This is a genomic window from Sphingopyxis sp. SE2 (assembly GCF_032227185.1).
Classification (GTDB): Bacteria; Pseudomonadota; Alphaproteobacteria; order Sphingomonadales; family Sphingomonadaceae; genus Sphingopyxis.
The window spans coordinates 2,094,105-2,108,060 of the sequence record NZ_JAPMXW010000001.1 but is presented as its reverse complement, the minus strand read 5'-3'; the positions used below and the strand labels follow the sequence as shown (position 1 = coordinate 2,108,060).

Genomic DNA, 13,956 nt, shown 5'->3' with positions numbered 1-13,956 from the left:
TAGGAGCGGGCGCCTAGCAAAGCTTTGAGGGGGATGCAAGCGAGCTTCGCCGCTTTTATTTTCGCGCGCGCCGGCAAACGCAGGCCGCGACGGCTGCCGTTGTCATCGAACGGACTCGAAAGAGTCATGCAACTGTCACGGCTCTGGCGTCAGACCGTCATCGAATCACCCTAGTGGCGGCGTCACCGGGGGCGAGTCAGCAATTCTTCTTCTCGCCCGCGGCGTGTTTTTCATCAGGGGCGCTGCTCGACCGATTGGGGGCGCACACCGGGACGGAGATTTTCATGGCGGCTTTCGCACGCATTCGTTTGGTCATGCTCAGCGGCGTGGCCTGTTCCATTCTTGCGGCGTGCGGCGCCGATGGCGTTGCGTCGCCGGGCGAAGGCGTGATCGTGATTCCCGCGCCGACCCCGACGCCCACTCCGACCCCGACCCCGACGCCCACGCCGACCGGCGTGACCCCGGCCGACGCCTGTCCGAGCATCGCCGGTGCCGACCAGCTGACCGACCTCGGCACAATCGCCGGTAACGAAGGCACCTGGCGCAACTGCGGCTTCCCCGCGCGCTTCAATTCGACGACGGCGATCCCGAAGGTGGACGGCGTCATCTATTCGCTGCCCGGCCGCGTTGACGTCGGCACCGATCAGGGCGCCGCTAGCACCAACACTGCCGTCACGCTGACGATCGATCCGGGCGTTACCATCTTCGGTTCGACGGGCGTTTCGTACCTTGTCGTCAACCGCGGCAACCGGATCGACGCCGTCGGCACCCCGACGCAGCCGATCGTCTTTACCGGCCGTGGCAACGTCGTCGGTTCGGCGGGCGACAACACCTCGCAGCTCTGGGGCGGGGTCGTACTGCTCGGCCGCGCGCCGGTCACCGACTGCCTCGCACCGGGCGCCGCCGAAGGTACCGTCGATTGCGAACGCGATACCGAGGGTACGTCGAACGCACTATACGGCGGCGCGCAGCCGGCAGACAATTCGGGCCGCATGTCCTATGTCCAAATCCGCTATTCGGGCTTCATCCTCAGCGCCGACAAGGAACTGCAGGGCCTGACCCCGTCGGGCGTCGGTTCGGGCACCCAGTTCGATCACATCCAGATCCACAACAGCTCGGACGACGGCATGGAAGTTTTCGGCGGCCGCCCGAACTTCAAGCATATGATCGTCACCGGGGCCGAAGATGACGCCTTCGACACCGACGTCGGTTACAAGGGCAATATCCAATATGCGATTGCGATCGGCCGGGCCGGCGGGACGGTTGGCGACTCGATGATGGAAATCGACTCGGACGGCAACGAACAGGCGGTGCCGCGTCAGAATGTGACGATCTCGAACTTCACCTTCATCCACCGTAACGCGAACAACAGCAATGCGGCCGCCATCCGCATCCGCGGCGGTGCCGACTACACCTTCGCGAACGGCCTGCTGACGACCGATACGTCGTGCTTCCGCATCGACAGCACGTCGACGACGCAGACGACGGGTGCCGACGAACAGGGGCCGCCGCGCTTCTTCTCGGTCTCGGCGAAGTGCAGCGCCGCCCGCCCGTTCCGCGGCGGCGGCAGCCCGGCCGTGACGGACGCCGAAGTCCAGGCGATCTTCACCGCCGGGACGAACAACCGCTTCGACTACACGCCCAGCCTGACCAGCCTGTTCGTCAATGGCGCCACCGAAACGGGTTTCGCGGCGTTCGACGCCAAGACGATCGCGTCCTTCTTTGACACCACGGCCTATGTCGGCGCGGTCCGCGACGCGAACGACACCTGGTACCAGGGCTGGACCTGCAACTCGGCGACGGCGGACTTCGGTACGTCGAGCGGCAGCTGCAGCGCCATCCCGACGACCTGATCGCTCGCGATCCAAACGGGGAGCGGGCACGCCTGACGGGCTGGCCCGCTCCCTTCCTGCATATACCTTGGGGATTTTCACCATGACCAAGCGGCCGATCTTCGCCAGCCTGCTTCTCCTTAGTTCCGCGCTCGTTGCGCCGGCCGCGCTCGCGCAGGACGCCAGCGCCGAACCCGCTGCCGATGCGCCGCCCGCTGCCGATGAAGCGGTTGCCGACGACACGGCGGCGCCCGAAGAAGAAGCGGATGTTTCGATTCCCGGCGGCGCCGATCAGGAAATCGTCGTCACCGGCCGCTATACCCCCAATATCGTCCGTGCGACGCCCGAAGTCGTGTCGTCGCTTTCGTCGGCCGACATCGCGCGCACCGGCGAAGGCGATATTTCGGGCTCGCTGCAGCGCGTGACCGGCCTGTCGGTCGTCGGCGGCGGTTTCGTCTATGTCCGCGGCCTCGGCGACCGCTATTCGCTCGCGCTGCTCAACGGATCGCCGCTGCCCAGCCCCGAACCGTTGAAGCGCGTCGTTCCGCTCGACATCTTCCCGACCAACGTCATCGACTCGACGCTCGTGCAAAAGAGCTTCTCGGTGAACTTCCCCGGCGAATTCGGCGGCGGCGTGATCAACCTCACGACCAAGGCCACCCCGCGCGAGACCTTCCTCACCTTCTCGGGCGGCATCGGCTGGGACAGCGAGACGACCAACGAACTCGGCTATACCTATTATGGCAGCGACACCGACTGGACGGGATTCGACGACGGCACGCGCGACGTTCCGCCGCTGCTGAGCGCTGCGCTGAAGAGCGGCAAGCCGATCCTCGCAGGCGCCGATTTCTCGCAGGACCAGCTCGAAGCGATCCAGATGGAGCTGGTGAACGCCGAAACCACGCTGCTGCAACAGAACAACCATATCCCGGTGAATTGGTCGGCGGGCATCACCGGCGGCACGACGATCCAGCTTCCCGATGGCGAACTCGGGATCATCGCGACCGCCGGGATCAGCAACAAATGGCGCACGCGCGACACGCTCCAGCAGACCTCGGTCAACGACGACCTCTCGGGCGACCCGCAGACGAGCTATAACCGCGTCATCACCGACAATCGTGTCGTGGTGAACGGGCTGCTCGGCTTCGGGCTCGAACTTGGCGATCACAAGATCCGCTGGACCAACCTCTATATCCGCGACACGTTGAAGCAGGCGCGCCTCGCGCTCGGTACCGACGCCAACCAGTCGGACCGCGACATCATGAAGCAGGACACGGCCTGGTACGAGCGCCAGCTGATCAATACGCAGCTGGTCGGCGAATTCAAATTCGACCGGCTGAAGCTCGACCTGCGCGGCGCCTACACCAATTCGCAGCGCGAGGCGCCCTATGAGCGCGGCTTCACCTATGTCCGCACCAACCAGCCGGGCGACCCGGTGGGCGACAAGTTCGTTAACGACCTCGGCGGCAACCGCGGCGACGCGACGATCGCCTTTTCGGACCTCAACGAGGATCTGTGGTCGGGCGGCGTCGATCTGTCGTACGAACTGGCGCCGCGGATCACCGCCACGGTCGGTTATGCCTATACCGACACGCACCGCATTTCGGAACGCCGCACCTTCCAGTTCCGCGCGTCGAACCTGCCGATCGAGGTGCAGCAGCTGCGCCCCGACTATCTGCTCTCCGACGCGACGATTCAGCTGTACGACATCTCGCTGCTCGAAACTTCGGCGCAGGACGGCACGGCGGCCTTCGATGCGAAGCTGACCACCCATGCAGGCTATGCGCAGGTGCAGGCCGAGCTGACGGCGGGCGTCAATGTCAACGCCGGCGTGCGCTATGAAGAGGCGAAGCAGACCGTTGTCCCGATCGACCTGTTCGGCACCGGATCGTCGGCGATCGTCGAAACAAACCTCGACAATGATTACTGGCTCCCGGGCGTCACGCTGACCTGGGAAGTCGCGCCCGATATGCAGCTGCGCCTCAACGGATCGAAAACGATTGCCCGCCCGCAGTTCCGCGAACTGGTGGCACAGGTCTATCAGGATCCCGAATCGAACCGTCTGTTCCGTGGTAACCCTTCGCTGACCGACAGCGAGCTGTGGAATGCCGAAGCCCGTTATGAATGGTATTTTGACAAGGATCAGCGCCTGACGGTCGCCGGCTTCTACAAGTCGATCGACAATCCGATCGAAACCTATACCTCGATTTCGGACTCGTCGGTGAACAGCAGCTACGCCAACGCGCCGAAGGCGACCCTTTATGGCGCCGAGCTTGAAGTGCAGAAATATCTTCCGCTCGACACGCTATCGGATTCGCCCTTCTGGCAAAGCCGCCGCCTCGTGCTGATCGGCAACTACACCTACACCAAATCGGAGATCAAGGTCGGCGATGGCGACACGACCGTCATCAACGGCGTGGTGCAGAATGCGGAGAACTTCTTCTTCGACGGGGCGCCGCTGACCGGCCAGTCGGACCATCTGGTCAATTTCCAGATCGGGCTCGAAGATCAGGACCGGCTCTCGCAGCAGACCCTGCTCCTGACCTACGCCAGCCCGCGCGTGACCAGCCGCGGCCCGTCGGGCCAGCCCGACCTCAAGGAAAAGCCCGGCATCCAGCTCGACTTCGTCGCGCGGCAGGGAATCAATCTCCTGAACAAGGAAATCGAACTGAAGTTCGAGGCGCGCAACCTCACGGGGCGCAAATATCAGGAAGTCCAGACCTCGGGCGACAACAAGATCTTTTTCAACCGCTACAAGCTGGGCCGCACCTTCTCGCTCAGCGCTTCGATCAAGTTTTGACCCAACTGACGCCCTCCCCTTCAGGGGAGGGCAGCGAGACTTGCCAGCTTGCTGGCTTAGTCGCAGCGGGTGGGGGCCATCGGCCTTGCGCAAGGCCGATGGCCCCCACCCCAACCCAGTGTCAGGTAAACCGTCCCCCGGACGGTTTAGGTCATGCCGGGGGCATGACCGACCTGACACTCCTAAAGGGGAGAGGCTTATGCGAAGCGCCCCACCGCACCGGACTCGCCCGGCTGACAAAAAACTGTAATCTTGCCGTCAACTGATTGTCACCAATCGCCCCTAGGCGATTCGCGAGATGCTCTTTCGGTTGGGGGACAGATAACCACATGGCAACGCTGATGTCCGGATCGGCCGTTCGGCTGCCGCGCGCGCTGCCCTCGTGGCTCCGCGTTCGCAAGCGGACCCCGCGCGAAATCTGGCCGCACCTGCTCGTCGGCCTGCTCGGCGCGCTCCTGATCTGGCAAGGCGTCCGCCTGCTCTGGACATTGCTCACGCCGCTCTCGCCGCTCGGCGCGTGGCAGCCGCAGACCGCCGTCATCGCATCGCCCGCCGAACGGCGTTCGCTCTTCACTAGCCTCGATCCCTTTTTCCGCGGCAATGTTCAGGGTCCCGCCACCGCGACCGTGACCTCGGCCGGGCTCACGCTGTTCGGGATCAACCTCAACGAAGCGACGGGCGGCGGGTCGGCGATCATCGCGGGCGAGGACGGGGTGCAGACGAGCTATGCCGTCGGCGACGAGATCGCGCCGGGGCTGAAGCTTGCCGGCGTCGCGTTCGACCATGTGCTGCTCGATCGCGGCGGCGCGCGCGAAAGCCTGTTTCTCGACCAGAGCGGTGAGGCGCCCGTCGCCAGTCCGGGAACGGCGCTCCCCGCGCCGACGCCCGAAATCGGCGCGGCGCCGTCGGCCACCAGCGGCGAAATGACCCCCGCAGCGATCAAGGCGGGCGTCGCCTTTGCGCCGCGCGCCGAAGAGGGTAGCATCACCGGCATCGTCGTCCAGCCGCAGGGCGACGGCGCCACCTTCCGCGCCGCGGGTCTGCGCCCCGGCGACGTCATCCGCTCGGTCGGCGGCCGCCCGATCACCTCGGCGAGCGACGTCGCGGCGCTTGCCAATCAACTTGCCCCGGGCGCGCGTATCGCGCTTGAGGTCGAACGCGGCGCCAGCGTCGTTCCCGTCGCCATCTTCCTTTCGAAGCAATAGGTTCTATGCGTCTTAAACTCTCGCTCATGCTTGCCGCCGCGCTCGTTTCCGCCACACCGGCGCCTGCGGTCGCCCAATATACGCTGAACGTGCGCGACGCTGATATTCGCGCCTTCATCCAGGATGCGGCGCGGATCACCGGACGCACCTTCGTGATCGACGGGCGCGTCAACGGCAAGGTGTCGGTGGTCACCGACCGGCCGCTGTCGCGCAGCGAATATTTCGAGATTTTCCTCGCAACCCTCCGTTCGAACGGCCTCGTCGCGGTGCCGGGGCCGAACGGCAGCTATCGCATCCAGCCGATCGACGGCGCGGCATCGCAGCCCGGCCGCATCGGCAGCGCGCGCGCGGCGCAGAACCAGTTCGTCACCGAAATCATCCGCCTCAGGCATATCGACGCCGTCGCGGCGGTCGAAACGCTGCGCCCGCTCGTCAGCCCGCAGGGCTCGCTCACCGCGAACCGCAACGCCAACAGCCTCGTCGTGGCCGACTTCGCCGACAATATCCGCCGCATCCGGTCGCTCGCCGCCAGCATCGACCGCGACAGTTCGACCAGCCAGATCGTCACGCTCAAGAACGCCGGGGCACGCGAAATCGCTGCCGCGCTCGCCGCGCTGGTGCCCGCGGCGGGGGAGGGCGCGCGCGCGCCGGTCGCGATCGTGCCGATCGACAGCAGCAATGCGATCGCGCTCAGGGGCGATCAGGCGCTCGTCGCGCGCTTCGTCGCGATGGCGAATGATCTCGATGCCAAGGCTGCGGGCGGCACCGAACTGCGCGTCTATTGGCTCGAACATGCCAATGCCGAGACATTGCTCCCGACGCTCCAGCAGCTGATCGGCGGCGGCAGCGACCCCGCGCAAAAGGCGGGCCTGCCGCCCGCGTCCGCCTCGACCTCGACTTCTTCCTCGAATGGCGGCAGCGCACCCGCGCCCGCCGCCGCACCCGCCGCGACCTCGACCGGCGCGGGCGGCAGCGGCAGCATCTCGACTCGCGGTCCCGCGATCGTCACGCGCTACGAGGGCGCGAACGCGATCATCGTCGCGGCGAACAGCGAAGTGCAGCGGATGCTCGGCGAGCTGATCCGCCAGCTCGACAGCCGGCGGCAACAGGTGCTCGTCGAGGCGATCGTGGTCGAGATCGGCGACGACGCGGCCAAGAAGCTGGGCGTCCAGTTCCTGCTCGGCGGCAAGAATATCCCGTTCGTTGCGACGAGCTACAGCAATGCGTCGCCCAATATCCTGACGCTCGGCGGCGCCTATGCCTCGACGCAGATCAGCGAGGAAACGACGACCACCGACGGTACGACCGTGGTGACCACGACGTCGAGCGCGCTCGGCGACGCGTTTCAGGAGGCCGCGGCGGCGCAGCTGCTTCAGGCCACGGGCGGCTTCGCTGGCTTTGCGGGCGACATCGGCAAGAACACGATCTTCGGCGCGATCATCAACGCGGTGAAATCGGACACGACGTCGAACCTGCTCGCGACCCCGCATATCGTCACGCTCGACAATCAGGCGGCGAAATTCCTCGTCGGGCAGGAAGTGCCGATCACGACGGGCGAGGCGCTCAGCGACAATTTCGACGAAGCCTTCCGCACCGTCCAGCGCGAAGAGGTCGGCATCAAGCTCGACGTGACGCCGCAGGTCAACGGCGCGGGCGAGGTCAAGCTGTTCCTCCGCCAGGAAGTGTCGAGCGTCGCGGGGCCGGTGTCGTCGCGCAACAGCGACCTCATCATCAACAAGCGCGCGTTCGAAACCGTGCTGACCGTCGACGACGGCGAAATCCTCGCGATCGGGGGGCTGCTCAACGACGACGAGCGCAAGACGATCGAGCGGATTCCGCTCCTCAGCGATATTCCGCTGATCGGCGAACTGTTCAAGTCGCGCAGCCGGACGCGGTCAAAGACCAACCTGATGGTCTTCATCCGCCCGACCATCCTCAAGAGCCGCGAAGACAATGCCGCGCTCACCGCGCGCCGCTACGGCTATATCCGCGACTTCCAGCTCCAGCGGAATCCCGATGTCGAACCCGCGATCGACACGCTGGTGCGTGACTATATGGGCACGACGCCGCCGTCGCCGCCGACGCCGGCCGACGTGACGGTCGGCCCGGTCAACCTCCCCGAACTGCGCCGCCCCGACGGCAGCGTGATCACGACCGATGTTCCGCCCTCGACGTCCGAGGCGCCCGCCCCGCCTGCCGGAGACTATCCGTGACCGACATCGAACCGGCGGCGCCTTCCCCGGCGCCGGTTGATATTCCCTACGGTTTCGCGCGCACGCATGGCGTCGTCATCGCGCCGGGCGAAAACGGCGTGTGGCTCGCGACGCTGCGTGAGGGCAGCGATCCCGCGGTGCTGATCGAGGTCAAACGCTATCTCGCGCAGCCGCTCCGCGTCGCGACCGCCGATGCCGCCGATTTCGACCGGCTGCTCTCCGACCATTATGCCGTCGACAGCTCGGCCGCCGCGATGGCGGGCTCGCTCGACGGCAGCGACCTCGACCTCGGCATCCCCAGCGCGGAGGATCTGCTCGACAGCGCCGACGACGCCCCGGCGATCCGCCTGATCAACGCGATCATCGCCGAAGCGGTGCGGCAGGGGGTCAGCGACATCCACATCGAGCCCTATGAAAGCGGGCTTGTCGTGCGGATGCGCGCCGACGGCGTGCTGCGCGAGCATCTCCGCATGCCGCCGCATGTCGCCCCCGTCGTCGTCAGCCGCATCAAGGTGATGGCGCGCCTCGACATTGCCGAACGCCGCGTGCCGCAGGACGGCCGCATCGGGCTGACGCTCGCGGGGAAAGCGGTCGACGTCCGCGTCTCGACCTTGCCGAGCCGCGCGGGCGAGCGGGTCGTGATGCGTATTCTCGACAAGGACACGGCGGGGATCGACTTCGACGTGCTCGGTCTGTCGGGCGCCGCCGATCAGATATTGCGCGAGGCGCTCGCCGAACCCAATGGCATCATCCTCGTCACCGGCCCGACGGGCTCGGGCAAGACGACGACGCTCTACGCCGCCTTGAAGCAACTCAACGACGGCCAGCGCAATATCCTGACCGTCGAAGATCCGGTCGAATATGCCGTCGACGGGGTCGGACAAACGCAGGTAAACAGCAAGGTCGGGCTCGACTTCGCCGCGGGTCTGCGCGCGATCCTGCGCCAGGATCCCGATGTCGTGATGGTCGGCGAAATCCGCGACCGCGAAACCGCCGACATCGCGGTGCAAGCCTCGCTCACAGGCCACCTCGTCCTCTCGACGGTCCACACCAATGATGCGGTCGGCGCAATAACGCGACTTAAAGATTTGAAAGTAGAGCCTTTTCTTCTGGCTTCGACTCTCCGGGCCGTTCTTGCGCAGCGACTTGTGCGCAAACTTTGTGAAAATTGCCGCGAACCCGTCCAGGCCGACAACAGCGTCGCCGCGATGCTCGGCCTCGACATCGGAACCGTCATCTGGCGCCCCAAAGGCTGCGAGGCGTGCGGCGGCACCGGCTTCAAGGGGCGCATCGGCGTGTTCGAGGCGATCAAGGTCGACGAGACGGTGCGCCGCTATATCTACGCCGGCGGCGACGAGGCGATGATCGCCAAGCACGCCTTCCTCAAATCGCCGACGCTCGCCTCGGCGGCGCGGTCGATGGTCGCGAAGGGGCTGACGACCGCAGAAGAGGCGATCCGCATCGCGCGGCGCGAGGATGTCGATGCCTGATTATCGCTATGTGGCGATCGATCCCCAAGGCCGCGAGCGCAAGGGACGGCTGACCGCCGCGAACGACGAGGCCGCGCGCGCCGATCTGGTGCGGCGGAAATTCCACATCGTTGCGGTCGAAGCCGCCGGAGCGAAACCCGCCGGTCGCTCGCTGCTCGCGTTCCGCAAGACCAAACTGTCAGCCAAGGAACTGGCGCTTTTTACCCGCCAGCTCGCGACGCTCGCCGAGGTCGCGCCGCTCGAAGAGGCGCTGCGCACATTGACGCGTCAGAGCGAGGCCGAAAGCGCGCGCGCGATTATCGGCGACGTCCACGCCGGCCTGCTCGAAGGCCGCCGCCTCGCCGACGCGATGGGTCGCCAGCCCGGCAGCTTTCCGCCGCTCTATCGCGCAATGGTCGCAGCGGGCGAAACGACCGGCAGCCTCACCACGATCCTCGCGCGCCTCGCCGACCTGCTCGAACGCCAGGCCGAAGTGCGCGGCAAGCTGATCGCCGCGCTCGCCTATCCGATCGTGCTCGCGATCGTCGCGATCGGGGTCGTCGCGGCGCTGATGATCTTCGTCGTCCCGCGCGTCGTCGAACAGTTCACCGACACCGGCCAGCAGCTGCCTTTCCTGACCCGCGCGGTGATCGCGATCTCCAGCTTCGCCGCCAATTGGTGGTGGCTGATCGCGCTGCTCATCGTCGCTGCCGCGTTCGGCTGGGCCGCCGCGCTGCGCCGTCCGGCGTTCAAGGCCGCGGTCGATGCCCGCCTTCTCCGCCTGCCGCTCTTGGGGCGCCTCCTCCGCGACCTCTACGCGGCGCGCTTCGCGCGGACGCTGTCGACGATGGTGTCGAGCCGCCTGCCGCTTGTCGAAGGGCTGAAACTGACCGTGCCGACGATCCGCAACGCCGCGCTCGCCGGCGCGACCGCCAACATCGTCGATCAGGTGCGCGCCGGCGGCGGCCTCTCGGCCGCGCTCCGCGACGCCGGGGTGTTCCCACCGCTGCTCGTCTATATGACCGCGAGCGGCGAAAGCGCCGGGCGGCTCGAGGTGATGCTCGAACGCGCGGCCGATTATCTCGAGCGCGAATTCGACCGTTTTACGGCCGCGTCGATGGCGCTTCTCGAACCTGTCATAATTGTCGTTATGGGGTCGTGCGTGGCCCTGATCATCCTCGCCATTCTGCTGCCGATCCTTCAGTTGCAGAATCTAGCCGGACTATGAAAATGTCGCTGATGAAGCTATTCCTTCACCTGATGCTCGATACGTCCTTTTCGGATCGGGGCCGCTCCCCCGTTCACCGCCGCCGCAAGAAGGACGAGCGCGGCTTCACGCTGACCGAATTGATGGTCGTCATCTTCATCATCGGGCTGCTCGCGACCGTGGTGATGATCAACGTCCTCCCGAGCCAGGACCGGGCGATGGTGACCAAGGCGAAGGCCGATATCGCGACGCTCGAAAATGCGCTCGAACAATATCGGCTCGACAATCTGGTCTATCCGGCTTCTACCGACGGGCTGAACGCGCTTGTCACCGCACCTCCTGCGCTGGCCCAGCCCGAACGCTATCGCCGCGGCGGCTATATCAAGAAACTGCCCGCCGATCCGTGGGGGCGCCCCTATAATTATCAGGCGCCGGGGCCGAACGGAAAGGCGTTCGACGTCTGGTCGCTCGGTGCCGATGGCGCCCCCGGCGGGACCGACGACAATGCGGATATTCGCAGCGACGCCTGAGGCGCGTCCGCGTCAGGTCTGGGCCGCGTTCGGAGTCCCGCGCCTCCGAACGCCCTCCGCGGGGGTGCGATCAAGTGCCGATGATCGCGGCTTCACTCTCGTCGAACTGATGGTCGTGCTCGCGATTATGGCGCTCGCCGCGACCGCGGTTGTGCTCACCATTCCGGGCGAGGAACGCACGGTGCGCAGCGAGGCCGACCGGCTTGCGGCGCGGCTTGCCGCCGCGCGGGATGTCGCGGTGATCGAGGGGCGCAGCGTCGCGGTCAATTTCGCGCCCTCGGGCTATGGGTTCGAACGGCGGGTCGCCGGCGAATGGCAAGTGCTGCCGGGCCGTGCTTTCGAACAGCGAAACTGGCCCGGCGACGTCCGCTTTGCGGCGGGGGACGGACGCGGCGCGGCGCGCCTGCTCTTCGACCGGGTCGGCACCAGCCCGACCCCGCAGGCCATTGTGCTTGCCGGGGGCGATGCGCGCGAGGTCGTGCGCGTCTCTGCTACCGGGGAGGTCAGCCGTGGCCGGTGAGCATGAAAGCGGGTTCACCCTGCTCGAAATGCTCGTCGCGCTCAGCGTCATCAGCATCGCCGCGCTCGCGCTCGTCCGCCTCGACGCCTATGCGGTCCGCACCGCCGGCGACCTCGACGAAAGCACGATGGCGGGCGTCGTCGCGCAGAACCGCGCGGTCGAGCTGTGGACCGACCCCGCGCCGCCGACAATCGGCAACAGCGCGATCGGCGTTTCCAACGCCGGGCGCAACTGGCGCGTCGAACAGCGCGTTGCGAGGACCGCCGACGACGCGCTGCTCCGCATCGACCTGCTCGTGCGATCCGAAAGCGGGCGCGGGCAGGCGGCGCTGACGATCATCCGGCCATCGCGATGAAAGGCGAACGCGGCTTCACCCTCGTCGAGATGCTCGTCGCGCTTTCCATTTTCGCGGCGATCGCGGCGATGGGCGTCGGCCTCCTGCGCAGCAGCGTCGACACCCAAGACGCAGTGCAGGAACGGCTGAAGGCGATGGGCGGCATCAACCGGCTCCGCGCCGTGATGGCGAACGATCTGGCGCAGGCGGTCCAACGCTCGACGCGCGGTCCGGCGGGTGAAGCCATTCCTGCTTTCATCGGGTCGTCGAACGGCTTTGCCTTCGTCCATGGCGGCGCCGGCTCTCTCGACGGCAGCTCGCGTCCGAACGTCGAACGTGTCGGTTATGCGCTCGTCGGGGGCGAGTGGCGCCGCGCGACGCAGCCGATGCTCGACGGAACCCCGCTGGGCGAAGGCGACCGGCTCGTGGGAGAGGTTGCGGCGGTTGTCGTGCGTTATCGCGACGAACGCGGCAATTGGAACGAAAACTGGACGTCGGAGCCGGGCGACCGGCTGCCGCGCGCGGTGGAGGTGCGACTGACGCGCACGGGACGCGAAACGCTGACGATGTCGTTCCTGACCGCTCCGACGTTGCCGCCACCCACTATCGGGACGCCGGCGTCATGAAGCGCCATGCCAAAGGTGAACGCGGCGCTGCGCTGCTCAGCGTGCTGCTGCTCGTCGCGGTGATGGCGGTCATCGCCGCGACGGCGCTCGACCGCCTCACACTCGCTACGCGCATCGCGGGCAGCGCCGCGACGGTCGATCAAGGACGCGCCTATGCCTTCGCCGCCGAACAGATCGCGCTGCGCCGGGTCGCCGATCTTGTCGGGCGCGACCCGGCCAAACTGACGCTGGCGGGCAATTGGCTGGGGCGCGATTTCACGCTGCCGCTGCCCGGCGGCGAAGGACGGGCGAAGCTGACCGACGCGAACAATTGCTTCAACCTCAACAGCCTGGTCGCCGAAACGGTGCCGGGACGGTTCAGTCAGCGATCGGGCGCGATGCGTCAGTTTGGCCAATTGATGACGCTGCTCGGGATCGAAAACGGAGAGGCGCAGGCGATTGCGGGCGCAGCGGCCGACTGGATCGACAGCGACAGCAACGAAGGCCGGCTGGGTGCCGAGGATAATGTCTATCGATCGATGCAGGGCGCCTATCTGCCCGCCAACCGCAAGATGGCCGATGTCAGCGAATTGCGCGCGGTGCGCGGGGTCACCTCGAAGATCTATGCGCGGCTCAAGCCCTGGATCTGCGTGCTGCCGGTGACCGATCCGGTAAAGCTGAACGTCAATACGCTTGCGCCCGAACAGGCGCCGCTGGTCGCGATGCTGCTGCCCGGCGAGATCGGTATCGCCGACGCACGGACGGCGCTGGCGGCGCGCCCCGCGGGCGGCTATGGCAGCAGCGTGCGATTCTGGGAGGCGAGTGTGTTCGACGGCCGCAAGCCTCCGAGTGATGTTGCCGAACAGGCGGGCGTGACCAGCCGCTGGCTCGCGCTGACGACGAACGTGACGATGGGGGACGGTTTCTTGACCGCAGTTTCGCTGATCGATGCCAATGGCGGGGCGCCGTCTGCCGGAATGACGCCGCCGGTGATCGTGCGCCGCGATTGGGGCGAGGCGGACTAGGGCATGAATCCGCATACGGCACCGTCGAGGTTTGAAGCGATTTTGTTCAGGGCAAGGAAGCGAGACGCAGGCATATGAGTATATTCCAAGGCTCGCTGACGCAGCCATGGACAAAATCGGTCAAATCCCGGAGGGACGCCGAAATGGCTTCGATCTCGTCTCCGCGCGGCCTTGCAGACGGAACCACCGTCCGCTGCGGCCACGCGAAGCCGATAT

At 66.4% G+C, this 13,956-nt stretch carries 11 protein-coding genes; all 11 read left to right on the top strand.

Annotated elements, in window-relative coordinates; translation table 11 throughout:
* Positions 1-284: 284 nt before the first annotated feature.
* Positions 285-1,853, top strand: coding sequence for a hypothetical protein (locus OVY29_RS10040; RefSeq protein WP_037555199.1), 1,569 nt, complete (start codon positions 285-287; stop codon positions 1,851-1,853).
* An 82-nt stretch (positions 1,854-1,935) separates the two neighbouring features.
* A complete protein-coding gene (locus tag OVY29_RS10035) occupies positions 1,936-4,632 on the top strand; it encodes a TonB-dependent receptor domain-containing protein (protein ID WP_313911215.1) in 2,697 nt (898 codons plus the stop codon).
* 329 nt (positions 4,633-4,961) lie between these two features.
* Positions 4,962-5,837 carry a type II secretion system protein N gene (locus OVY29_RS10030; protein ID WP_037555197.1) on the top strand — a complete coding sequence of 292 codons (876 nt, stop codon included), beginning with the start codon at positions 4,962-4,964 and terminating at the stop codon, positions 5,835-5,837.
* A gap of 5 nt (positions 5,838-5,842) precedes the next feature.
* Complete coding sequence (gene gspD / locus OVY29_RS10025) at positions 5,843-8,050, top strand: type II secretion system secretin GspD (RefSeq protein WP_037555196.1); 2,208 nt, start codon at positions 5,843-5,845, stop codon at positions 8,048-8,050.
* Positions 8,047-9,540 (top strand): GspE/PulE family protein, encoded by a 1,494-nt coding sequence (locus OVY29_RS10020; protein WP_037555194.1) that lies wholly within the window; start codon positions 8,047-8,049, stop codon positions 9,538-9,540. The genes gspD and OVY29_RS10020 overlap by 4 nt, the downstream gene beginning before the upstream one ends.
* The gene (gspF, locus tag OVY29_RS10015; protein WP_037555218.1) at positions 9,533-10,747 is read left to right on the top strand and encodes a type II secretion system inner membrane protein GspF; all 1,215 of its coding nucleotides are present in this window, start codon (positions 9,533-9,535) and stop codon (positions 10,745-10,747) included. The genes OVY29_RS10020 and gspF overlap by 8 nt, the downstream gene beginning before the upstream one ends.
* A 2-nt stretch (positions 10,748-10,749) precedes the next feature.
* Positions 10,750-11,256, top strand: coding sequence for a type II secretion system major pseudopilin GspG (gspG, locus tag OVY29_RS10010; RefSeq protein WP_052182202.1), 507 nt, complete (start codon positions 10,750-10,752; stop codon positions 11,254-11,256).
* Positions 11,231-11,776, top strand: a complete 546-nt coding sequence (locus tag OVY29_RS10005; protein WP_081933067.1) for a GspH/FimT family pseudopilin — start codon at positions 11,231-11,233, stop codon at positions 11,774-11,776. Before gspG ends, OVY29_RS10005 begins: the two co-directional genes overlap by 26 nt.
* Positions 11,766-12,131, top strand: coding sequence for a type II secretion system minor pseudopilin GspI (gene gspI / locus OVY29_RS10000; protein WP_037555191.1), 366 nt, complete (start codon positions 11,766-11,768; stop codon positions 12,129-12,131). The genes OVY29_RS10005 and gspI overlap by 11 nt, the downstream gene beginning before the upstream one ends.
* Positions 12,128-12,736 (top strand): type II secretion system minor pseudopilin GspJ, encoded by a 609-nt coding sequence (gspJ, locus tag OVY29_RS09995; RefSeq protein ID WP_037555190.1) that lies wholly within the window; start codon positions 12,128-12,130, stop codon positions 12,734-12,736. The genes gspI and gspJ overlap by 4 nt, the downstream gene beginning before the upstream one ends.
* A complete protein-coding gene (gene gspK, locus OVY29_RS09990; protein ID WP_037555189.1) occupies positions 12,733-13,740 on the top strand; it encodes a type II secretion system minor pseudopilin GspK in 1,008 nt (335 codons plus the stop codon). The genes gspJ and gspK overlap by 4 nt, the downstream gene beginning before the upstream one ends.
* Positions 13,741-13,956: the final 216 nt, after the last annotated feature.

What these genes read in the sequence shown, in the direction of transcription:
- OVY29_RS10040 (WP_037555199.1), top strand. Translation starts at nt 285, where the DNA reads ATGGCGGCTTTCGCACGCATTCGTTTGGTCATGCTCAGCGGCGTGGCC.
- OVY29_RS10035 (WP_313911215.1), top strand. Translation starts at nt 1,936, where the DNA reads ATGACCAAGCGGCCGATCTTCGCCAGCCTGCTTCTCCTTAGTTCCGCG.
- OVY29_RS10030 (WP_037555197.1), top strand. Translation starts at nt 4,962, where the DNA reads ATGGCAACGCTGATGTCCGGATCGGCCGTTCGGCTGCCGCGCGCGCTG.
- gspD (WP_037555196.1), top strand. Translation starts at nt 5,843, where the DNA reads ATGCGTCTTAAACTCTCGCTCATGCTTGCCGCCGCGCTCGTTTCCGCC.
- gspF (WP_037555218.1), top strand. Translation starts at nt 9,533, where the DNA reads ATGCCTGATTATCGCTATGTGGCGATCGATCCCCAAGGCCGCGAGCGC.
- gspG (WP_052182202.1), top strand. Translation starts at nt 10,750, where the DNA reads ATGTCGCTGATGAAGCTATTCCTTCACCTGATGCTCGATACGTCCTTT.
- OVY29_RS10005 (WP_081933067.1), top strand. Translation starts at nt 11,231, where the DNA reads ATGCGGATATTCGCAGCGACGCCTGAGGCGCGTCCGCGTCAGGTCTGG.
- gspJ (WP_037555190.1), top strand. Translation starts at nt 12,128, where the DNA reads ATGAAAGGCGAACGCGGCTTCACCCTCGTCGAGATGCTCGTCGCGCTT.
- gspK (WP_037555189.1), top strand. Translation starts at nt 12,733, where the DNA reads ATGAAGCGCCATGCCAAAGGTGAACGCGGCGCTGCGCTGCTCAGCGTG.